Genomic DNA, 22,232 nt, shown 5'->3' with positions numbered 1-22,232 from the left:
TGTCGTCGCTGACTAGACCGCAAGCCTGGGGATATCGACCTTGGGCAGCAGGCGTACAGTGAAATACTTGTCCTGGTAATAGCGAATCTTGTGGCACATCACCGGATGCGGAATGCCTTCATACAGGAAGACTTCCTTCTCGGTCCCCATCGCCTTCAATTCCTGGGGAAGCATCAGCGCGCGCCGCTCTTCCGAATGGCTACGCGATGTCTCGCGTCCGCGCGTGATGTTTTCCTTGCGCACGGTGGTGTAGCCCAGCATGTCGGAATAATCGTTGGCGTCCTGTTGCTCGCGCGGGGCGAACACGATCTGCAGCGCGTGGTTGGTGATCAGCGTGCGCGAAACGTCCTTCCCGTACGTGGCGTCGAGCTGCGACATGCTCTGGATGATCGGCAGCAGCCGCAGGTTGTAGCCGGCCATGAACGAAACGGCCGAGGCGATGATCTCCACCCGGCCGATCGAAGTGAACTCGTCCATCAGCAGCAGGCACTGGTATTTCAGCGCCGGATTGGCCTGCGGCAGCTCCTTGGTATTCAGGTTGATCAGCTGGCTGAAGAAAAGATTCACGATCAACCGGCTCTCCGCCAGCTTGTTGGGCTGGATGCCGATGTAGATCGTCATCTTCTTCTTGCGCACATCGGTCAGCAGGAAATCGTCGTCGCTGGTTGCCGCATCGAGCACGGGATTGATCCATGCGTTCAGCGGCTCCTTGAACGTGCCGAGGATCGAGGCGAACGTCTCGTTAGCTTGCGACAGTAGATTGGCAAACGCGGATTGCGCATTGCCGCTGAGAAAGGTCTGCTGTGCCAGCATCTGATAAAGCTGCTTCAGATCCGAGCCATCGCCGGATGAAAGCCGATAGACGGCGCCAAGTGTGGGTTTGCTGCGCAACTGCAGTGGAATGCCGTTCCTTTCGTCGTCATCCCACTTCTCGAACAGAAACAGCGCGAAAGCCATGAACGCATTGCGCGCCTGGCTCACCCAGAATTTCTGGTCGTCGGCTCCATCCGGATAAAGCATCGCCGCGATGCTCATCAGGTCCGACACGCGGAAGGCGGGATCCTTCGACACATAGCTCAGCGGGTTCCAGCGATGGCTGCGCCGATCTTCCGCAAATGGATTGAACAGGTAGACCTCCTGTCCCTGGCTGGCGCGCCAGCCGCTGGTCAGCTCGTAGTTTTCCTGCTTGATGTCCAGAACCACCGCCGACTCGCCGTATTCGAGCAGGTTCGGGATCACCACACCGACACCTTTGCCCGAGCGGGTCGGCGCCGCCAGTATCACAAACTGCTGTCCGCTCAGCCTGACCAGCTCACCCCTGAACTTGCCGACCAGAATGCCGCTGTCCGTTCGCTTGAACATGCCGTGTTTGCTCAGGTCACCACCGTGGGCGAAGCGGGCATCGCCGTGGATGGATGGCTTCTTCTTGCGGGCCATGAAATACAGCGCCAGCAACCACAGCAGGGCCGGCAGGCCGAAACCGATATAACCGCTCGCCTTGATGCGGCCAAAGTACGGTTGAACTTCCGGCAGGTTCAGCGCGCGCAAGTAACCCAGGTAGGTATTCCATTTGAGCGAGCCGGTATCCAGTCGAAGGAACAGCAGCGTCAGGAACCCTGAAAAATATTCTCCGGCCACCAGCACGAGAAACGCCAAGAATATCGCCCAATACAACTTTTCCCTGTTCATGAAGTTCTATCCTGCGATACGTGTTTTTGAACGCTCTTCATATTCAATCTAAGGTCTCATACGCATAGAGCGCCATCCGTCGATTGTTTCTCGTGGCGTGTATTGCGAATGACGAAAGCGCGCGCTTTGTTGATGGGGCAACGGAGTTGGCGTCCGAGCATCCGGTTTGCGGGATTCCGCGCGCGACGAGCTACGGCCCCGTCGCAGGGTGGGATGATTGTTGGGTCCGTTGCTCCTGCGTCATCTGCGGCGCGTGCGTCGGATCCGGCTGCTTCTGTTGCATGGCGCGTTGCCACGCGGCACTGCTCTGTTCGATGGATGTGTTGCTGGCCTGTACTGTTTCCACATGGGTGATCTGTTTGAACGACGACTTCAGATCACCCTGCACGGCAAAGGTCCGTGCCGCGTCGTTGCTTAGCACGACGTGGTTGACCGCCTGCATGCCATCGCGCCGTGCGGCGACTACTAAGGACGCGGCGAGATTGTCGCTGTGCTGATCGGGCGTTCTATGATGCTCGGCATCCAATCGATGCACGGCATCGCGAGTCTGTTGATAGAGCGGATGATCCGGATGCGTCGTGTGATCCAGCCGCACAGGTGCCGCTGCTGGCGCTGGCCTGTCGTCGAACCATGAGCCGGGATGGCGCAGTGTATCGAATGCCTTTGACGCGTCTCTGGCCAGAGATTGCGCGGCATGTTCCGCGGCATGGATGCCTTGCGAAACAGCATGTTCAGTGGTGCGTACACCGTGCGAAATATTTTCACCGACCGTGCGGGCGACAGCCTTCGCCGTGTGCTCGACGGTATGGACGCTCTGCGACACGATGTGCTCTGTTGCGCGGGCACCTTTCAGCACGTTGTCGTGAGCGGTATGCGCGACGCTCTGCGCCGTACGCGCTACCGCATGAGCTCCACGCTCGATAGCGTGCACGCCTTGCACGGCTTCGTGAGCGACGTACTGCGCACCATGTTCAACGGCATGCACGCCTTGCGTGATTTCATGGGAGGCAGCACGACCAAGCGCCATGCCATTTTCTGCCGCCAGCTTGGGTATCTCCCAACTCGCGGATAAACCGGTACGCAGATCCATGATGTCGCTGCGATAACGATCGATCATGCCGTGATGCGCGCGATACTGTGCTTCGCTTTCAGGGCTGATGATCGAGTGACCAAGGGCCTTGCTTTCGGGCACAAAATTGTCGATGGCGTGTGCGCCAAAGTCGATTGCCTTTAGTGGGGCGCGCGGAGTCAACAAACCACCATCGTCGCGATACCCAGCCTTGCTCAGCGTGTTGATATCCTGCTGGGCAGCATAGATGTGCTCTTCACCAAAATGAGGACTGGCGGCGCTGACTACATCACCGGCCCGAACGTGGTCGATGACTTGATGTCCGCCGCGGGGAATACCTTGCAACAAACTGGCGGCGCCATAGGCGTTGAACGTTTCACCATGCAAACCGCATTCGTACGCGGTGATCTCAGCCAGGGTGCCACCGAGTGAGTGACCGGTGACGGTGACGCTCAGGGGGCGTCCGCTCCGTTCCGAATCGACTTTCGCCTCTTCCAGTACCTTTCGGGTGAAAGCCATCGCATCGGGCGTCTGAGCGTTCACTCCAGCCAGCACCATGCCTGCGTCGATGCCACCGTCATGCACTGGCTCTCTATCGAACTCGGTACCACGGTGAGCGATGACGACTTCGCCGGTATCCAGTCGCTTGTATGCGGTACCTTGATAGCCAGTCCGGGGATTGTCGACGTGATCTTGGATTTCGTACTGGACGCCGCCGAGCGTGATTTTGTCCTTTAACTGGTGATCGTGATACGAATCCTGAGACAGCAAGGCGTAATCGCTTGAGCTGATACTCATTGGAAGTCTTCCTTGGCAGTCAGCGAGATCGAGAACAGATCAGTCCGTGACGTAGGCAGGTAGAAAGCACGGTTGGTGTTGCCCGACACCACACGTTCCTCGCCATTTGCACTGTCGCTGTCGAGGTAGTCGCTGTTGACGAAAAAGGTAGCCACGGACTTCTGCGCCACGATGTCGTCGTGAAAAATAGCCGGGCTCAAGGCTGCAGTCTTGATTTTCAGATCCGCTGATGCCGCCACCACCGACCAATGGCAGACGCCCAGACCGTAGTAGTCCTCGTCCTGCATCAAGTCGGCATAGATATCGCCTTTGTACAAGTTGTCGCTCACGCGGGTAAAAGAGATAGGGATGCGGCTTTCCGGTGGAAGCGTGGCGCCGCTGATTGGTGTCAAGGGCACGCAGTGGCCATTCGACACCTTGTATTGCACGAACCCGCTAATCGAATCGAACGGCCCCGGTGCGCCCTGGATGGTCATGGTGATTTCGTAGCGCATCTTCGGATGCGGGTTCTGCTTGATATCAGGAGTTTTCATGGGGGAACCACAGGCAGAGGTGATCAGGGCCAGCGAAAGAATCAGCGAGGAAGTCAGTCGTTTTGACATGGCGGCTCGATTACGTAATTCGTATGACTAATGAGTGCCTTGAGGCAGGCTGGTCAGGCGTCGTGTCGACAACGCTTAGGCCGGTGTTGTGCTGGGCGAGTGAAGTGACGCATTAACGTCGATGCAACCAGGGCATAAACCATAAGCACGTTTATGTACGACAGGGTCTCGTTGCGCATCATCTTCGATCGATCAGCTGTTGAAGCGATGGATCACGGTCTATCAGTATCGAGACCCTAGGGCACCCAGCCCCACTGGGTCATGATGGCGCTCAACACGGCAGTGTTGGTGGCGACGTTGGCGCCAGGACAGCCCGGCGTCAGATATGTCCTGCGCCGTGCTGCACTGGCAGGCGGGTTGAAGTAGGGACTATAGACGGCCAGGGCGGTATGCCAGTAGGTAAGTGCTGGGGCGCAGGCGGGTCCACCACTGAGTCCGAAGCCGGAGATGCCCGCCATGCACATGTAGACGGTGCAGGGGTCCACGGTCTGGGCGTGAATGGGAGCGGTGGTCAGGCACGCCGCTCCGAGAGTGAGGGTGGTGAATAGGGCGCGCAGTTTCATGGCATACCTCCGTGTTTGGTGGAGAACTACTTCAGCGACGGAACGCAAGTTCTGAGCGAGAGGTTGGACTATTGAATCCTTACAGGCAGGCTGCAGGCTGAGTAGTAGACGCGGCAGCTTGTGTTTCCGGCATCAGTACAAACTTTCATACCCGATTGAATAGCCTCGCTCATGGTGGCGGCGCTACCAACATTGAACTCTCTATCTCCAATAACCATAGCGGCACATCCATTCCGGTATGAAGTTTGCGGCTTACATCTCGTCCCCCCTTTCTCCGTGCAATCGGACAGCGCAGCTTGTTGGGCTACAGCTTCGCTCGACATACCGGTGACTGCCCCGAGGCTTCCTGTCATTGAATCCGTAGCGATTGCGCCCCAGCGATCTGCCCATTGCGGTCGTGTCGATGGTTGTGGTTGCGCCGGCTGTTGATTGCCGTAATACCCTGGAGGTATGGGAACGCATGAGTTGATATTTGTGCCGCTTGCGGGAATCAGCCCGGATGGGCAACCATCTTCGGCATGTGTTGCATTGCCTAGCAACAACAGCAACCCAATCAATAACCAGCGGCTGAATTTCATCGTGTGGCTCCCTTGGTCATCTTGGTGTTACTGACTTGATAGCATCGACCTGAACAACGCTGGGAGCACCATTCACGCGTGTTGGGTTTCCAAAGGCACTTCCAAAAGCATTTACTCCCTGACCACCAGTATTTGGTTGCCCTGTATATGGCGCTGGCGCATGCGCCCCACCACCGGACCCGCCGCCATACGCCCCCGGTGGTTGCCCCTGTGGCCCGGGTCGGCTTGCCATGCCGCCGCCAAAGGCTGAGAAGTGCATGAAATTACCCACCGTCCCTTGGAAGAACATCGCCGCCAGCGGTGGCGAGGAGACGATCAACACGGTCATCAGCAGGCCGATGCCGCCTTGCTGCATCGATTGACTGGTGAAGCCTTCGGCACCCAGGCCAGTAATGCTGTTGATGATGCCGGCTGTCCAGAGTGCTCCTGCCACTCTCAGCGTGAGTTGCAGTACCAGCGAGCTGATGAAGGCCAGTACGCCCATCGAGAAGAGCGTGCCGATACCGTAAAGCAGCCACTTCTGGAACAGGCCCTTGGTCTGCTCGAAAATCAGGCACATGATGAACAGCGGTGCCAACCCGATAACCAGCGCCAGGGTGATCTCGTAGAGCAACAGCATGGCGGCCGCAGCCATCGGCGGGCTGGCCGTGCCAAAGGTGGCGAAGGCTTGTGCGCGTGTCTTGCTGGCGGTGCCTTCAGTGTCGCCTGGGGGTACCTGCACGGTGTCGATGGCGGACATGGCCAACTGAGTGTAGGCGAGGTTTTTATCGATGGTCTCTGCCAGCGTGGTGTCGTCACCGGTGAACAACTGATTGATGTCGGTCGTCAGCTCGGTGGTGACAAGAGTGTGCAGACTGTGGCCGACGGCGCCCACGGTGGTGGCGACGGTGACGATCACCACTACCCGCACCATGTTGGTCACCAGGCCCATCATCGACTCGCGCGACTGCCCGGTGATCAGGCGGTAGCCCTGAATCATGATCCATATGGTGACCAGTATCAGGGCGAGAGCTGTCATCCAACTGGTCACGGCGCCCATCAGATTGGCCCCGAAGCTGTCGATCCTCTCGTGAAGCCAATTGTAGATTAGGACGAAGTAAACCATGGTGCTCGTTATCCCGGCCGAGTGGTGGTGCGCTGCATCAGGCCTGCTTTCAGGCCTGAGTTTGTGTCACTTGCGAAATGCCAGCGCGAATGCCGCGCCTTGCACCACATTGCCCAAGGGACTGCCGTTCATCGCGACCTTGGCAAGAATCTGCTGTTGCTGGTTGAGTGCTTCGATAAGGCGGTCGTCCCCGGCTACCGAGGTTTCCCAGTCATGCATGCTGCGCGCCATGGTGGCGCTGACTGTCTCCGCTTGCGAAGTGGTATTGCTGGCGTTGCCAACATTGGTTATTTGATTGGCCAGGTCATTGAGCTGCTGCAATGTGCCGCCGTACTGGTTGAGCTCGTTGAGAACGATGACGGTCTTGTTGTACTTGTCGACCTGAAGCGTGACGATCTTGGCGCAGATCGTTTGCTGACTCATCGTGATCGAATCCCCGGGACTGAAGGCGGATGCAATGGAGGTCACCACGCTACCGACCACCGAGCCGCCGGACGAGCCTGGGCAGTTCTGAGCGATAAGGGTTGAAGGGTCGCTAATCTGCTGCAGGTGGTTAGGGATTATCGATACGTTTGTGCCGAGACCCTTTACCTTCATGATCATTTGTTCGTATTGCAGCAGCTGTGTTTCGTATTGCTGCAGCTGTTTTGCGTATTCCAGTCCCTGCCGGGCATAACTCAAAGCAGAATCCGCATGGTTTGATGCGGTGATACCTGCGGTGATGGATGGGCTCGCAACGAGCACCTGCGCACTGACGCTGCTGAAGGCGAATGCGCAAGTGAGCGCGAGAATGGAGGCTGTTATCTTGTCCGAAAGACGGCGAGTCTTCGATTTTCCCGGGTTTGTCTTTTGCATGGCGAATTCCTCACGTAAGTAAGCTTGGTTTAGCTCAGTTGGCTGCCGCGCGCGAAGAGCGTGGTGTTGGCTGCTCAGGCTTGCGTTTGCCGCTACCCTTGCGGCTGTCATAAAAATCGTTGAGCCATTGCTCCGGACTGAGTGCATCGACAGCTACACCTTCAATCGCGGCCCGCTGCGACAGCACCTCGTGCATGATCTCGATGTTGTCGGTGGAGGCTGAGATCACGGCCAGTGCATCGTCCATGCCGCGCAGGTTCAATTGGCAAACCGCACTTGCGTGGCCTTGCTTGACCAGGAAGCAGCGTGAGCGTTCGTCCAAACTTACAACGACCTGGTACTCGGCGTCTGTCAGCTTCAGCCCACCGACGTAGTCCTCGCGACTCGCATTGGGGTTGGGCAGCAGAATCATCGTGGCTGTCTGTTCGATCAGGGCCGCAGCGATGTCGCTAGCCAGCGCGTCTTCGGGACTTTGGGTGGCGAAGATGCCGAGGCCGTTCTGCTTGCGGATGGTTTTCTGCTTATTCTTGGCGAACTCCTTGAGCCCGCCCTTGCCATCGAGGATTTTCCAGAACTCGTCCATCACATAGATGAGCGGGCGGCCGTCAATCAGCGCCTCCAGTTTGTGCAGGAGGTAGTTGATGACTGGCACGCGCGCTTCAGGGTTGTCGATCAGCTCGGTGTAGTCGAAACCGATGATGTTGGCTTTTTCCAGGTCGATGGTGTCGACTGGGTTGTCGAACACCCATCCGAGCGAATTGCCGGCGGTCCACTTGCGCATGCGGATGAAGAGGCCGTCGTCACCCATGTTGGGCAGGCTCTTCTGGAAGTTGGTCATGGTGCGTAGGTGCATGGGTGTGTCGAGCATGTTCTCGACCGCACGGAAGATGTCTTCTTCCTCGCGCGAACTGTAGACGCTCTTGCCCACCATCACTTTCACCAGCTCGGCCAGGAACTGCGCGTTGGCCTCGGTGCGCTCGCACTGGAACGGGTTGAAGCCGGTGGGCTTGCCGTTTTCCAGTGCCAGGTAATTGCCGCCGCAGGCACGCACGAAGATCTCCGCGCCGCGGTCCTTGTCGAAGAAGAAAATGGTGGGCGAGGGTTGAAGCTTTTGCACCTGACTGAGCAGGAAGTTGATCAGCGCGGTTTTGCCGGTACCGGACTTGCCGATGACCATGGTGTTGGCGATGGCCTTTTCGCCCAGCGAATTTTCCGCCGGATGGGTGGCGTGAAAGTTGAAGTAGTACGCCTGCCCATTGGTGGTCTGCAAGGTAGTGACGCAGTCGCCCCAGGGATTGTTTTCTTTCTTGCCGGTGGCGAAATTGTGCAGTGGGGACAGGCCCAGGAAGTTGAGCGAGCTGACGTTGGCCAAGCGGGTGCGGTATTTCCAGTTGCCCGGGAATTGGGCGTAGAACGCGGCGGTGACGGCCAGGTCTTCCTTGACCGAGACAAAGCCGGCGTTGGAAAGCTCCGCCCGAGTGGTCGCAATCTGTTGGGAAAGCGCCTCTTGGCTGGGTGCGTAGATGGCCATGGAGAAGTGGTATTCGCCCAGCACGAAGTTGCCGGAGGCGAGCTGGTCCATCGCGTGATCGAGCTCGGCGATCTGGCTGAAGGCCTTGTCGCCCGAGGAGACCATCATGCCCTTGGTGCGGTCCAGCGCCTTGAGCGCGTCTTGGCGGCCCATGGGACTGAAGGAGTGGGTGATGACATATTCGAAATCCAGGTACTTCAGGCCATTGAGGATGCCGGGATAGGTGCCATCGGTATATTCCTTGATGTTGAGAAGGGCACCGAAATGGTTCTTGCCTTCGGGCGTGGTGATCACGAAATCACCGGTCTTGGCCGAGAAGCGCTGCTTGCTTACTGCCAGGTAGTTGTAGACGGCCGCATCGAGCACCGGTACCGGCTCATCGATGCGATTGAGCAAGTAGCCGTAGAGCTCCAATGCTTCGGAGAACACAACGCCATTGTTGGCCTCGTACATGCCAAGACGATAGGGCGCATAGTCCTTGAGTACAGCCTCCACGTTGCCGGCCAACTCCAGGATGGTATTCACCGCGTCTTGCTGCTGAGACTCCAGCCGACCGACATCGCTGGACTTTTCCGCGAAACGTTTGCCGCTCACGATGGGTCGATACATCATGGTCAGATATAGCTCGTTTTGCATGAGCTTCTGCGCGGACAAGGCTTCGTAGTAGCTGTCCGACATCTGCTGGTTGAAGCTTTGGCCGAAGTGGCTGTGGTCGGTCAAACGACGGCGCCGGCGCACGTCGTGTACCCAGAACGCGACGTTGACAAAGTCGGGCGCCCGCAGTGTCTGCAGCAGGCGGTTGAAGGTGTTGTGGCGATGCTCGATTTCCCACTCTTCGCGACCCACAAACGGCAGTCCGCCGAGGCGCCATACCAGCAGAAAATCCCCGTCGGTAGTCTTCAGCACTGTGGGCGACACGTGCGTGGACAGCGGCAGGAATTCGGCGATGGGGGTGTCGGGTCTAAAGCTGGGTTTAGCCATGGTTCGAGTCCGAGATGATGCCCCGATCTTGCGATCAGGGCATCTGGGAAAACTACGATTTGTCCTTGCCCTGACCGCGATGGCTGTTGGGGGTAAACACCCACATACCGTCGTTGTCGCCCAGGTTTCTTACCCGCGTACGGAACTGCAGACGCAGGCCAAGCAGCCGAAAGATCATCTCGTCGCGGCGGGCCATCTGCCGCATGATGAAGATCACTACCGGAAGCAGCAGCAAGTAGAAGAAGTTGGTGTACACCGCCAGCAGAAAGCACCCGCCTGCACCCATGAAAAAAGGTATGTAAGGCACACCCATGAACATCGGTGGGCGGGTGCAGCCGCGAAATAGCGGGTTTTTATACATAGTTGGTGATGATGTGCGTGATCAGGCTCGTAGTTGCCTTGCAGGCATCCGTTCCCGCGCTTGGCTTCAGGAACATATTGGCGATTTGACCCGCAGCGCCGATCAGGATGGCGCCGATCATGACGGGCGCCACATCGCCAATGCGTTTGTGTGCGAAGGCAATCTGATAGCCGGAGAAAATCACCGCGATGGTGACGACAACGATGGACAACGCGTTGAGGATTTTCTGAACATTCGATGCGAAACCGCAGGTCGTATCGATAGTCGCACCTGCATCCTGCGCGAAAGCAAGGCCGGGAAGCACGACAAAGGCCATGATGCACATGATCATGAAAAGCCGCGTGCGCTGAGAGTGCAGAATGCTTTCGTTGCCGGTCGAGTGGATAGCCATCTGAGTTTCCTTGTCGATAGTTGAAGCAGTACGCCAGACAGGTGGCGACAGCCGGTTCAGGGTTGGCCGCCTTGGGCGGCGTTGCGTGCTGCGTTATGTCCCGGGTTGCCCCGCGACATTTGGATGGCCGTGAGGCCAGGGCAACGCGCACCGAGGTGCGCGCCGGATAAAAGCAAAACCGCCGGCTTGGGCAGGGACCGGGTTATGTCAGAAGACGAAAGCGGCATCGCGCTGCTCCTGGCGGAGGTCGGCGCGATCTGCGCCTGTGCTGGAGGATGTTGTCTGGGTTATGGCCGGAGTCGAATCAGCGGGTGTAGTGGGGTCGGGCAAATCGTTGGGGCCACGAACCTTGGGAACGAATACTGTGTCGTTCGACGGTGCAGCGGGTGTCTGGTTGATGGCGGGCGAGGTCGGTGCAAGTAAGGCATCTGCCGGGCCCGGCGCTGCTGGCGCGGTTTGGCTGGTGCTCGCGCCGATGGGACTGATCGCCGGCGAGTCCGAGGGAGTGGCTGCGTTTGCGGGCGTAGAGTGGCTGATCGCAGCGACGATCGCGGGCACCGTGGCCGCCGCGGCTGCGTCTATCGCCATGCTGCGCAAGGCGACGCGATAGTTGGAGCTGCCGGGAGCGTAGACGGTGACGGTTTTGAGATCGGTTGCGCGCGTGGGTGCCTCTGCTGCTGGCGCCGTTGGTTGCGAGCGCAGCGCAATGGCCTCTGCAGGCACCGAGGCCGGCATCACTTTTCCTGGCTCGTTGGCCTCTCGATTGATCGAGGCGTAAACCTTCTGCACGTAGCCGTCGCGAAATCCCGTGGTGAAGTTGCCCGAGTAGTAGCAGCTGAAGGCTTTGCCCCAGTCGCCGTGTGCGCTGGCATGGCAGTCGGCGAGGATATGCGCGCCGGCGGACAGGTTGGCGCAGGCGCTGAACGCCTTCTGGTACGAATCGAGTCCGTAACGGCCCAGGTTGGCGCGGTTGACCTGGGCCAGGCCCACTGAAAAGTTGTAACCCTTGGTGTCGAGCATCTGCACGGTGGCAAGCGCCTCGGCGAGGTTCTTGGGCTGGCGTTCCAGTTGACCGCCTACGACGCCGATGGCGTAGGGGTTGGCGCTGGATTCGACGTGCACGATGTGTTGCATCACCTCGGGCGAGACGGCGAGGTTGGGACAGGCCAGCATTTCCATTCCGGGCAACATTCAATGCTCCTCGTGGCTGCGTTGAGGATTGAAATCGATGCCGGTGATGCAGCGACGTCCGCCGTGTGCCTTGATGTGCACCACGATGTCGATGGTCATCTTCAGCAGACGCTTGATCGTGTTGAACTCCAGCCCGGCACCCTCGGTAGACGCCTTGACCATCAGCGCGAGCTGGTCCCAGGTCTGCTCGGTGCTGCCGGAGTGGCAACTGGTGATGGAGCCGGGGTGGCCCGAGGCGCAGTTGCGAATGAAGTAGAAGGATTCATCGCCACGCAGTTCCGCCAGGATGATGCGGTCGGGCTTCATCCGCAGGCAGGCTTCCATGCAGCTTTTGGCGGTGACGTTGCTGGCGCTCTGGCCACCCTTGGAGTACAGCAGGTGCACCACGTTGGGCTGCTCGATAAAGAGCTCGCGCGCGTCTTCGATGGTGACCAGCCGTTCATCGGCAGGGATGTGGTTGACCAGGGATTTCATGAAGGTGGTTTTGCCGCTACCGGTGGCGCCGGAGACCACGATGTTTTTCTTGCCGAGTACGGCTTGGCGAAAGAACTCGGCGTAGCGTCGCGCCGCGCGCAGTTCCAGCAGTTTGCTATCCAGCTCGCTGAGGCCGTGACTGATTTCCACGATCTCGTCGAAAAATCCGTCGCTTTCGTACTGCTCCAGCGTCTTGAGCTGTTTGGACGGTAGCCGGATGGTGATCGAGACGAAGCCGGCCTCGCAGGCTGGTGGAATCACAAACTGCGCGCGCTGGCCGGTGGGAAAGGTCAGCGATACCACCGGATCCACGTCGGTAATGCGTTGACCGGTGTTGCTCTCGTTGATCACGGCGGTGCAGAACTGTCGTGCTCGCTCGAAGGTGAGCGAAGGCACGTCCACCCGCTGCCAACTGCCACGAGTTTCCAGGTACAGCTCGCCGGGGCGGTTGATGCAGATCTCGGTGACCTCGGGGGAGGCCATGTATTCGCGCACGCCCAGCACCTCGTACTGGTAGTCGAGAAAGTCATTCGAGATGTGGGTGGTGACGTCTTCCATGGCTATATGAGTCAGGTGCCTTTTCGCTATTCCAGATCAGGAGCGCGCAACCACGCCGCTGAAGTCCACGTCCTTGGTCACATAGACGTAGATGACGGTGCCCTGGTTGATGGTGACCGTCGGCGGGCGGTTGGCGGCTTCGCGAACGGCCTGATTGGCCAGGTTCTGGATGGTTTGAGCGGTGTTGCTTTCGAACGGTGTCTGGGTCACGACGCCGTTGCTGATGCTGGTGGTTCGGGGTCCATGCTCGGCCGCTTCGTATTTGAAGGCATCGCTGAGCAGACTGATCAGCAGGGCCGAACCGATGCGCTTGCCCCAGTGAGCATCGTAGTAACCGGGCACGCCGGCGCCGCCGAGGTTGTCGATGCCAGGGCTGGACATGTTCACGTCGATACCGGTGGGCGTGATGATGCGATCCCAGATCACCGCTTCCCGATCGCCAGTGGGGCCGCCGCTGTAGCTGCCCAACAGCTTGGAGCCTTTCGGCAGCAGCAAGGTGTGACCGTTGAAGGAGTAGACCGGCTCGGTGACCAGGCAGGTACTGAAGCCGGGAATGTCTGAAATGATGCGTGTTTCGAGCACGCAGCGGATGTAGGTTCCGCGCTGCATCAAGGTATCCGGATGGGTTAGCGGCTGTGCACTGGTGGGAGCCGAATCGGCATCGCCAGGGAGCTTCTTTCCGAGCGACTGCTGGGTTGCAGCCAGCGCCCCGGAATCGCTGGCGCCAGTGTCGTCACTGCTTGCGGCGAGTCGGCGCTGCAGCAAAGTGGGGCCGCTCGGCGCCAGCATCTGTCTGTTCGGCGCTGGCGTTGGTGCTGGCAACAGTGGAATGGGTTGGGGCGCTGGCTGCGGCTGCGGCACCGGAGCGGAGGGCAGCTGCGGCTGGGCGAGAGGCGCCTCGGCCACGGTTACCTTTTCCTCGCGTGGTTTGGATGGCTCACTTTTTTTGCCCACGCCGCTGATCAGCCAAAAAGCCAGGAACAACAGCAGCAACACCACGGCGCCCAACAAGAGCAGCGCGCGGCGGTTCATCTGGCGCAGTTCATTGCTGCGCAACTCGGGCGCGTTGGCATCGAGATCGGGTTCGGCGCTGCGCTGGTACTGGTTGGCGTAAGGGTTGTTGTGAATGGTCTCGTTCTGGCCGCGCGCGGCGGTCTGCGCCGGATCGTTGCCTGTGCGCTCGTCTTCGGGGTACTGGGGAGTATTCACTTTTTGGTATTCCTGCGCAGGCCCACGACGTCGTTGCCGTGGCGGATGACCAGATAGTTGTAAGTGCCGTGGACGACGATGGTGTTGCCTTCCACGGTGGTATTCACCAGCGAGTCTTCGCTGTGCTCCTGCTCACGCATGTAGATGGCCGGAAAATCGCCAGTCGGGAAGGCCTTCAGGTCGCTCATCTTGATGTACGTAAAGCGACCATCGTCGTAGACGTTGGCGGGGACCAGCCATGGGGCCGCTTTGCTTTTGGTGGCGTAGTCGTAGTCGAAGTTGTAGCTGCGATCAGGTAGCAGGTTGCTGTCTTGCGCTGCAGCCTGCAGCTGTTTTTTCTTTTCGTTGGCGAAGCTGGTGTCAGCCGGGTAGTTGAAGGCGATCTTGTACTGCACGCCATCGCGGCGAGCCTGCGCCAGGGTTTTCCAATCCGTCGCCACGACTTTGAGTTCGAAGATGTAGGAGTGTGTTGCGGTGCGCACCATCATGTTGGTGTCCACATCCACGTTCTTTGGCTTCAGGTAGAACACGTTTTCACGGCGAGTGAGGTCCCAGCCGCCGCTGAAGCCGGTGCTGTAATCGAGTATTTTCTCGTTGGGGCTGAGTTCGATCTGGGTGGTGATACCCAAGCCCGTGTTCACTGGATAGATGCTGTCGGGCTTGAATTGATAGCGCGTCAGCACCTGCTCCGCCGCCATGGTTGGTGCAACGGCAGCGGCAATACACAGGATGGATCCAAGACACCAGAGGCTTGATCGTTTCATGGGCGAGCCGCTCCCGTGGCGGAATCGGTAGACGTTGTCGGGGCTGACATCGCTGCGGCTGTGGTCGCCGGGATCGCAGGAGCGGCGGACACCGGCATGGTGGCTTGCGAGGTAACGGGAGGCCCGGGAATTTCTGCTGGTGGCGCGGTAGCGTAGTCGTCGTCCACGCGATAACTGGTTACCCAGAATCCCAGTGGATTCTCAATCCGATTCTGGTCGTCCATTTCCAGATTCTGTTTGTAGGTGAACTCGATCGTGGCGATCTTGTTGTCGAGGGGACGGCTGGCGCCGTTCGATTTATTGAAAAGACTGCGCTGGAAACGCACAGTGGCGCCGCGTGGTGTCATGCCTTCGCCGCCGCCAACCAGCTGGATGCTGAGCAGCTTGACGCGAATGGACTGATCCTTGCCGTACCGCTTGATCCAGCTGTCCGGGTTGGTTGAGGAGAACATCGCGGTGTATTCCGCCTTGACCCCGGCGGAAGCCATGGTCTGCACGGTTTTCCAGTCGCGCAAATTCACCAGGGTCAAATCGTAGGACTCTCTGGCCAGCACGAAGTGAGCGACATTGCTGCGGTTCACTGCCTCACGGGTAGTTATCCCGCGCATGGCGAAATCACCGTCCAGACGTGCGACCGTGGCGGTGCCGGTATAGGCATCTGCCATGACGAGATACGGAACTTTTTGCTTGAGCGGAAGCATGTAGAAGTAGCCGCCGGCAAGAATCAGCGCCATCGCTATGGCCGTAAATGCCACCCACCACGCGCGCCGCTCACTGCGTCTGGCGATATCAGCGATGGTCAGCTCGAAATTGACGGACCTGGAGACTGCTTCGTCGACTTTTCGACTGGATGATTTCGTGTTCAACATCAGCGAATGCCTGCCCTGCTGCGCGGTAGCTTGATAAATTCCCTTTTCATTTGCTGCCTGTCGGTTTGGCGGGTGGCGACGATGCAGGTGCAGCTTCCACGTCGGTCGTGCTGCTGCTGACGGTGCTGGATGGGAGCACCAATATCTTTCGATCGGTCGCGGAGACATACACATGCTGCGCGGCATAGATTGTCGTCAGCTGTTGGGCCGCACTATCAAGATCGGTGGTGCGAATGCTCGACACCGGTGTGTAAAGGGTGACGTCAAAGGGAAGCTGATATGACAACTCTCGCCCCGAGTCGCGCGCCCACCGGGTAAGCATGGTCTTGAGCGTCTCATCCATTGGCGCCGCATAGAACGTATAGGCTGCGGTCAACGGTATTTCAGTGGGCTGTTGCCGAAATTGATTCACCGGTTTCCAGCTGCCGCCGAAGTTTTTGGCTGCTGGGGTTCCACATCCTGTCAAAGCGATGATCGCAATGATCAGGCTGCCTCTGAGGGCGTGATTCCGGAGCTTCGTGTCCACAGTTTTTTCCGCATCGAGTAGTTGAATTGTCACCATGAGCCAAGAACCTGAGTGTTCCTATCGCCGCCGAACCGATGCGTGTCGTCGCTTGCATAGGCCAAGAGATGTTCAATCTGTCGCCGTCAAAAATCTGATTCCTCGCCGCATCAGAAAATCGTCAGGCACGCCAAAGTCACCGTCATTACAGACAGTGCGTGGCAGGTGAGTCGTGCGTTGTGGTGATTGCAACAGAGTGCAGCGGAATCGGCCGACGATGTCGGATGTGATCCTCTGTCTCGCCGTGATGGCAGAGTGGGAAACAAATTCCCGTACGTGAGTCGTTCGAATCCATTCGAGTCCCCTGTGCAGAGCGCGCAACCGCTTTCCCTGAACTTGATTCATCGTCGACTGGTGGTCGACGAAAAAGCTGCACTTTAGATTTGCGTGTCGAGCTTGGTGCCTCTGGCGTTGCCGCAAGATTCCGTCATGTCGGTGCGAAAATTCTTTCACGCAGCCAGTGACATTTGCGCCGATTGCGTCTCAAATTTGAGTCACAAATATAAGACACACATCTATGCGGAGAGGTAGGCGTTTGCTTACAGACGGCCGTTGAAGCGCGCTGCAATAATGTAGTTACGCGCCGACATGGTGTCGTGGGGCGACTCGTCATCACGAGAAGGATGTCAGTTAAAGGCGACGGCACAAGTCGTCGTGCGCCTGGATCTTTCAAATCAAGGTGGCACGAAATGCGACGACTGAGGTTTCAAGGGAGCACAGATACGTTGTATCAACTTGCCTCGAATGCACCTCGCAGCCACTTGTACCGGATGGCGTTGACGGGCCCGTCGTAGCTGATCACATCGAAGCGACATGCATGGCGTGCGTATTGTGGATGTGCGGCCAGCCAGTGTTGAGCGGCGAGAATCAGTTTGGCCTGTTTGCTGGTAGTGACCGAGGTGGCCGCGTCGCCGTGGCTGGCACTCTTGCGGTAGCGCACCTCGACGAAGACGATGGTGTCGCCGTCGCGCATCACCAGATCCAGCTCGCCGTAGCGTGTGCTGTAATTGTGAGCCAGGCAGGTTAGGCCGGCGCGTTCGAGTTCGGCGCGGGCGCGCTGCTCGAAGACGTCGCCGGCGGCGCGCATCAGTGGTTGATGAGCTGGTTGGCGTCGGCAGGTGTATTGCTGCTGGTGGCGGATGCCGGCGTGTTGTCTGTGGGCGGGCTGCCGGCTGGCATGTCGTCGGTCTGCAGGTTGCCGCTCAGCGGGTGCGCCAGGCCATCCTGGAATTGTGCCCAGATCAGCACGCGGCGCACGCGGCCGAACTGATCGGCGGTGAGCTGGCCGCTGGCGCCGGGCACGTAGCTTCCCGGATGCGCGCGCAGCCAGTCGAGGTACGGCACCAGGCTCCATGCATCCATGCCGAATGCGAACAGTCGCGCGCCACCACCGCGGGCCGACGATAGCTGGGCGGCGATGTCGTCATGGTTCGGCAGACCCGGCTGGGCGTTGAACAACCACGGCGCGTCGCAGAATTCCACGCCATCGAGGTCGCGATTGGCCGAGGCGTCGTCGTTGCCTTCGTAGACGTGCGAGGTGGCGATCACCGGCAGGTTGATCTGCGCGATGCGCAGTTGCGGCAACAGCACGCGGGCCTGCACCGGGCGCATGCTGATGAAGATGCCGGTGTCGGCGGGAGCGGCGCTGGCCGGTGCCGTGCTGGTGTCGGCGGTAGTGGTGGCGGCTGGCGCGGATGTGGGGATGTGCAGACTGGCGATGGTGTCGGCGTAACTGGTCGCGCCGGCTGGCAAGGTGATCGTGCCGAGGAGTTGACCACCACGAGCGGCCAGCTCGGCCTTGAAGGCGCCGGCGGCACGCTGGGCGAAGTCGTCGTTGGAAATCAGTACGTAAACCTGACGCAGGCCACGCTCGACCATGTGGTCGGCGGCCTGGGCGCCTTCGGTCTCCGGCAGCAGGCCGAATTCGCTGGCATCACCGGACGGCAGTTGCTTGTCGTCGGGATGATTCAACGCCAGCACCGGCACCGGCAATTGCGCTTGGCCGAATACCGCGGCGACTTCGCCGCGAGTGAGCGGACCGACCACCAGCTTGGCGCCATCGTGGACCGCTTGCTGATACGCCTTGATCGCACCGTCGCTGGTGCCCTTGCTGTCGTAGACGCGCACCGACGGGCGCGGGGCATGGTTGCGCCCGGCATCGAGATAGGCCGCGAAGAAACCTTCGCGGATCGATGTGCTCGCCGCCGCGTAATTGCCGTCGCTGGGCAACAGCAGGGCGACTTGGGCCGGCACCTTGTAGCCTTCGCGCACATTGGCATTGGCGCCCGGCAGCAGGGTGCCGACCGGTTGCTGCAATTCCGGTTGCGGCTGCGCCACGACCACGCCGAGTCGAGTCAGCGCCTCGTTGACCCAGGGCAACATGAGGTCACCGGGTTTCATCGCGGCGGCGCGCTGCTTGAGCGGATCGACGCCGAGCTTGTTGAGGAGGTCGAGGATCTGCTGGCGATTCTGTGCGTGATCGAAACCGCTCAACTGATCGTCCATCTGCACACGGGTGCGTGCGGCACCCCAGTCGTCGCCGCTGGCCACCATCGCGCGCGAGCGCAGTTCCAGCAGGCGCAGCTGTAGCGCAGCCGGTACCGTGACATTCGGCTGGGTGGTGAGCCGCAGTGCCGTAGCTGCGTCGTGCTGGTCGAGTGCGAGTTCGGCCTGCAGCAGGTCGAGACGCAGTGGTTCATCGTCGCTCAGGTGTTGTCGCTTGATGCTGGCGAGAATCGGCGCGGCACGCTCGATCTGGCCTTCCTGTCGCCAGGCTTCGGCGGCCTGCAAACGATAACTGTCGGCATGACCACGAGATTGATCTGCCAGCGCCAGGTAGGCTTGCGCGGCCTGTGCGAACTGACCTTGCTGTGCCAGCGCATCGGCGCTCTGCGCGGCGGCGATTTCGGCCGGTGAGCGCGGTGCGTTCATCGGCACGCAGGCGGCCAGAACCAGTGAAAAAAGCAGTCCGGTCGCGGCGGCGCGCGAGAGGCGCATGAGGCGCATGGGAGATCCCTTGTTCGTCATGGTCGTCAATGCGCGATCATAGCCGATCGGATTGCCGGCTCACGGCGCAGGAGTATGACGATGTCAGCAGTTCAGCCAGGTTGTCTGTGGGTGGTGGCCACCCCAATCGGTCATCGCGACGATTTGTCCGCCCGCGCCATCGTGACCTTGCGTGAAGTTGCGGTGATCGCCGCCGAAGATACCCGGCACAGCCGGCCACTGCTGGTGCATCACAATATCGACACGCCGCTGATCGCCCTGCACGATCACAACGAGCGCGATGCAGTGGATGCGATCGTGCGCAGAATGACGGCAGGCGATTCGGTGGCGCTGATTTCCGACGCGGGCACGCCCTTGATCAGCGACCCGGGTTTTCGTCTGGTACGCGCGGCGCGTGCGGCAGGCATTCGTTGCATTCCGGTGCCGGGTGCTTGCGCAGCGATTGCTGCGTTGTCGGTGGCCGGGTTGCCCAGCGACCGGTTTGTATTCGAGGGATTTCTGCCGCCGAAGGCGGCCGCACGACGCAGTCGTTTGCAGGAGCTGGCTGGTGATGCGCGCACGCTCATCTTCTATGAGTCGTCGCATCGCGTTGCCGAGAGTCTGGCCGACATGCGCGATGTCTTCGGTTTCGCGCGTGAAGCCGTGCTGGCGCGCGAGCTGACGAAGATGTTCGAGACGGTGCTGGGTGAGCCGTTGGCGGAACTGGCCGCGCGGGTCGCGGCCGATCCTGACCAGCAGCGCGGCGAATGCGTGATCCTAGTGGCTGGCCGCGGCGAGGAGGCCGATGCGAAGCTGATCGAGGGTCAGCGCATCTTCGCGATCCTGCGCGAGGAACTGCCGCCGGCGAAGGCGGCGAAGATGGCCGCGGCGATCACCGGCGCACCGCGCAAACTGCTCTACGAGGGCTGAGACCTCGCGTGGAGTACAATTGGCGGTGGAGTCGGCCGGGCAGTCGCGTCGCACGCAAGTGCATCGAGGAAAGTCCGGGCTCCATAGGGCAGAGTGCCAGGTAACTCCTGGGCAGCGTGAGCTGACGGCCAGTGCAACAGAGAGCAGACCGCCGAACGGCATCTTCGGATGTGCGTGGTAAGGGTGAAAGGGTGCGGTAAGAGCGCACCGCGTACGGGGCTAACGTCGTACGGCACGGTAAACCCCACTCGGAGCAAGACCAAATAGGGGAACGATAACGCGGCCCGCGTTGTTCCCGGGTAGGTTGCTGGAGCCAGACGGCGACGTCTGGCCGAGAGGAATGACTGTCGCGTCGCAAGACGTACAGAACCCGGCTTACAGGCCGACTCCACCTCTTTCATGAGTTCACCACCGGCGCGGCAAGCAGCCACGCCGGTGGTGATGTGTGGGAGTGCGTTCGGATGAACGCTGGTTCATCGCGATGCGGTCGGCAACCCCGAATTGTCCTCGCCAGACGCTGTGGTGGCATTGATTAAAAATCAAAAAATCCCTTGCTTTCAAACACCTTGCAAAGGTTCGTGAGAAAACGCTGGAATTACCGCCACAACTTCGCCTTTCTCCTTGATTCACAAGCGAAATTCCCTTGACAGTCTCACAGGGCGAGACTATCGTGGGTTCCAGTGTGAAATCGTGGGTTTTAGTGGAGTCTAGCGATCGTGTTCCAGGGCGAAACCGCCATCACCGTAGACGACAAGGGCCGCCTGGCCATTCCGACCGCGTATCGCGAGTTGGTGGCGGGCGAATGCGCCAATCGTCTGGTGATCACCTACAACCCGTTCGAGTCGGGCTGCCTCTGGCTGTTCCCGTATGCCGAGTGGGAACAGGTGCGCGATCAGGTGAATGCGCTGCCCAAGGTCAAGGCCGCCCATCGCGATCTGCAGATGAAGCTGGTCGGTGCCGCTGCCGTGGTCGAGCCGGATGGCGCGGCGCGGGTGCTGCTGCCAGCCAGTCAGCGTGCCGCTGCGGGTATCGAGAAGAAGGCGGTGCTGCTGGGCATGGGCAACAAGTTCGAGCTGTGGAGCGAACAGGCCCATCTGGCCAAGATCCGCCAGAGCATCGGCGAAGACGAGATCACTGACGAAATGGCCGTACTGCGCCTGTAAACGGGCGCAGCGACAGACGCGGGACGGGAGCGGGAGTGCGGCATGGCCGAGCAGCAGTTGCGGCACATCCCGGTGATGCTGGGTGAAGCGGTGGAGGGTTTGTCCGTGCAGTCTGACGGGCGCTATCTCGATGGAACGTTTGGTCGCGGCGGTCACGCTCGCGCCGTACTGTCGCGCCTCGGCCCCGCTGGTCGGCTGCTGTTGATGGATCGCGATCCCACGGCGATCGCCACGGCGCAAGCCGAATTTGCCGATGACCCGCGCGTGTCGATCCGGCATGCCAATTTTTCCAGCCTGGCCGAGTGGGACGAAACCGCCGCCGGCCTCGACGGCGTGTTGCTCGATCTGGGCGTGTCCTCGCCGCAGCTGGACGAAGCCGCGCGCGGCTTCAGCTTCATGGCCGATGCGCCGCTGGACATGCGCATGGACACCACCCAGGGCGAAAGCGCCGCCGATTTCCTGGCGCATGCCAGTGAGCGCGAGATCACCGAAGTGCTGTGGAGTTTCGGCGAAGAGCGCCACGGCCGGCGTATCGCCCGCGCGATCGTTGCCGATCGTGAGACTACGCCATTCACCCGTACCGGCCAGTTGGCCGCGCTGATCGAGCGCGTGGTCGGTCGTCGCGAGCCGGGCAAGCATCCGGCCACGCGCAGTTTTCAGGCGTTGCGCATCCGCGTGAACGGCGAGCTGGATGCCTTGCAGCAGGGTCTGAATGCTGCGGTGGAGCGGCTCAAGCCGGGTGGTCGGCTGTCGGTGATCAGTTTTCACTCGCTGGAAGATCGGGCGGTGAAGCTGTTCATCCGCGATCACTCCGGTCGCGTGAATAACAGCCGCCGGGGACCGCCGGTGCAGGCTGCGCCGGCGCGTCTGGTCGCGGTCGGCAAAGCGCAGTTTCCGTCTGATGCTGAGACGGCGACCAATCCGCGCTCACGCTCGGCCGTGCTGCGCGTGGCGGAGAAACTGCTTGAGCAGACGCCGTTGCACGAGGGCCGCGCATGAAGGCC

Annotated in this window: 21 protein-coding genes and 1 other RNA gene; 4 read left to right on the top strand and 18 right to left on the bottom strand. The window is 60.1% G+C overall.

Features of this window, described 5'->3' with window-relative positions; genetic code table 11:
- Positions 1–12: 12 nt before the first annotated feature.
- From IE071_RS10325 to IE071_RS10240, 18 genes are all read right to left on the bottom strand, one after another.
- Positions 13–1,689, bottom strand: coding sequence for a type IV secretory system conjugative DNA transfer family protein (locus IE071_RS10325; RefSeq protein ID WP_189441123.1), 1,677 nt, complete (start codon positions 1,687–1,689; stop codon positions 13–15).
- A gap of 190 nt (positions 1,690–1,879) precedes the next feature.
- Positions 1,880–3,556, bottom strand: a complete 1,677-nt coding sequence (locus IE071_RS10320) for an XVIPCD domain-containing protein (RefSeq protein WP_189441122.1) — start codon at positions 3,554–3,556, stop codon at positions 1,880–1,882.
- Positions 3,553–4,158: a hypothetical protein gene (locus IE071_RS10315; protein ID WP_189441121.1), complete on the bottom strand. Its 606-nt coding sequence runs from the start codon at positions 4,156–4,158 to the stop codon at positions 3,553–3,555. The genes IE071_RS10320 and IE071_RS10315 overlap by 4 nt, the downstream gene beginning before the upstream one ends.
- 236 nt (positions 4,159–4,394) lie before the next feature.
- Entirely contained in the window at positions 4,395–4,721 is a 327-nt protein-coding gene (locus IE071_RS10310; RefSeq protein WP_189441120.1) for a hypothetical protein, read from the bottom strand.
- Positions 4,722–4,789: 68 nt separating this feature from the next.
- On the bottom strand, positions 4,790–5,299 hold the full coding sequence (locus tag IE071_RS10305) for a DUF4189 domain-containing protein (protein WP_189441119.1): 510 nt from the start codon (positions 5,297–5,299) through the stop codon (positions 4,790–4,792).
- Between the two features lie 16 nt (positions 5,300–5,315).
- Positions 5,316–6,404 (bottom strand): TrbL/VirB6 family protein, encoded by a 1,089-nt coding sequence (locus IE071_RS10300; RefSeq protein ID WP_229792856.1) that lies wholly within the window; start codon positions 6,402–6,404, stop codon positions 5,316–5,318.
- A gap of 66 nt (positions 6,405–6,470) precedes the next feature.
- Positions 6,471–7,259, bottom strand: a complete 789-nt coding sequence (locus tag IE071_RS10295; RefSeq protein ID WP_189441118.1) for a TrbJ/VirB5 family protein — start codon at positions 7,257–7,259, stop codon at positions 6,471–6,473.
- A gap of 34 nt (positions 7,260–7,293) precedes the next feature.
- Positions 7,294–9,771, bottom strand: coding sequence for a VirB4 family type IV secretion/conjugal transfer ATPase (locus tag IE071_RS10290; protein ID WP_189441117.1), 2,478 nt, complete (start codon positions 9,769–9,771; stop codon positions 7,294–7,296).
- Between the two features lie 52 nt (positions 9,772–9,823).
- A complete protein-coding gene (locus IE071_RS10285) occupies positions 9,824–10,132 on the bottom strand; it encodes a VirB3 family type IV secretion system protein (RefSeq protein WP_072758507.1) in 309 nt (102 codons plus the stop codon).
- Positions 10,125–10,523, bottom strand: a complete 399-nt coding sequence (locus tag IE071_RS10280) for a TrbC/VirB2 family protein (RefSeq protein WP_189441116.1) — start codon at positions 10,521–10,523, stop codon at positions 10,125–10,127. Before IE071_RS10280 ends, IE071_RS10285 begins: the two co-directional genes overlap by 8 nt.
- A 207-nt stretch (positions 10,524–10,730) precedes the next feature.
- Entirely contained in the window at positions 10,731–11,714 is a 984-nt protein-coding gene (locus IE071_RS15980) for a lytic transglycosylase domain-containing protein (RefSeq protein ID WP_425503446.1), read from the bottom strand.
- Positions 11,715–12,746, bottom strand: a complete 1,032-nt coding sequence (virB11, locus tag IE071_RS10270; RefSeq protein ID WP_189441115.1) for a P-type DNA transfer ATPase VirB11 — start codon at positions 12,744–12,746, stop codon at positions 11,715–11,717.
- 36 nt (positions 12,747–12,782) lie between these two features.
- Positions 12,783–13,955, bottom strand: coding sequence for a TrbI/VirB10 family protein (locus IE071_RS10265; protein WP_189441114.1), 1,173 nt, complete (start codon positions 13,953–13,955; stop codon positions 12,783–12,785).
- On the bottom strand, positions 13,952–14,719 hold the full coding sequence (locus tag IE071_RS10260) for a TrbG/VirB9 family P-type conjugative transfer protein (RefSeq protein ID WP_189441113.1): 768 nt from the start codon (positions 14,717–14,719) through the stop codon (positions 13,952–13,954). The genes IE071_RS10265 and IE071_RS10260 overlap by 4 nt, the downstream gene beginning before the upstream one ends.
- The gene (locus IE071_RS10255; RefSeq protein ID WP_189441112.1) at positions 14,716–15,588 is read right to left on the bottom strand and encodes a VirB8 family type IV secretion system protein; all 873 of its coding nucleotides are present in this window, start codon (positions 15,586–15,588) and stop codon (positions 14,716–14,718) included. The genes IE071_RS10260 and IE071_RS10255 overlap by 4 nt, the downstream gene beginning before the upstream one ends.
- Before the next feature lie 46 nt (positions 15,589–15,634).
- Positions 15,635–16,150: a toxin co-regulated pilus biosynthesis Q family protein gene (locus IE071_RS10250; protein WP_229792855.1), complete on the bottom strand. Its 516-nt coding sequence runs from the start codon at positions 16,148–16,150 to the stop codon at positions 15,635–15,637.
- A 730-nt stretch (positions 16,151–16,880) separates the two neighbouring features.
- Positions 16,881–17,237: a YraN family protein gene (locus tag IE071_RS10245; protein ID WP_189441111.1), complete on the bottom strand. Its 357-nt coding sequence runs from the start codon at positions 17,235–17,237 to the stop codon at positions 16,881–16,883.
- Positions 17,237–19,156, bottom strand: coding sequence for a penicillin-binding protein activator (locus tag IE071_RS10240; RefSeq protein WP_189441110.1), 1,920 nt, complete (start codon positions 19,154–19,156; stop codon positions 17,237–17,239). The genes IE071_RS10245 and IE071_RS10240 overlap by 1 nt, the downstream gene beginning before the upstream one ends.
- Positions 19,157–19,237: 81 nt before the next feature.
- Between IE071_RS10240 and rsmI the strand changes: the two genes are divergently transcribed.
- From rsmI to rsmH, 4 genes are all read left to right on the top strand, one after another.
- Positions 19,238–20,065, top strand: a complete 828-nt coding sequence (gene rsmI / locus IE071_RS10235; protein WP_189441109.1) for a 16S rRNA (cytidine(1402)-2'-O)-methyltransferase — start codon at positions 19,238–19,240, stop codon at positions 20,063–20,065.
- A 27-nt stretch (positions 20,066–20,092) separates the two neighbouring features.
- An RNA gene (rnpB, locus tag IE071_RS10230) (RNase P RNA component class A) lies at positions 20,093–20,459 on the top strand.
- Between the two features lie 322 nt (positions 20,460–20,781).
- Positions 20,782–21,228, top strand: a complete 447-nt coding sequence (mraZ, locus tag IE071_RS10225; protein ID WP_189441108.1) for a division/cell wall cluster transcriptional repressor MraZ — start codon at positions 20,782–20,784, stop codon at positions 21,226–21,228.
- Between the two features lie 42 nt (positions 21,229–21,270).
- The gene (gene rsmH, locus IE071_RS10220) at positions 21,271–22,227 is read left to right on the top strand and encodes a 16S rRNA (cytosine(1402)-N(4))-methyltransferase RsmH (RefSeq protein ID WP_189441107.1); all 957 of its coding nucleotides are present in this window, start codon (positions 21,271–21,273) and stop codon (positions 22,225–22,227) included.
- Positions 22,228–22,232 lie beyond the last annotated feature (5 nt).

Source organism: Rhodanobacter panaciterrae, assembly GCF_014651895.1.
Lineage (GTDB): Bacteria > Pseudomonadota > Gammaproteobacteria > Xanthomonadales > Rhodanobacteraceae > Rhodanobacter > Rhodanobacter panaciterrae.
Note: the sequence above shows the minus strand (reverse complement) of the source record. Positions and strands in the feature narration are given on the sequence as shown.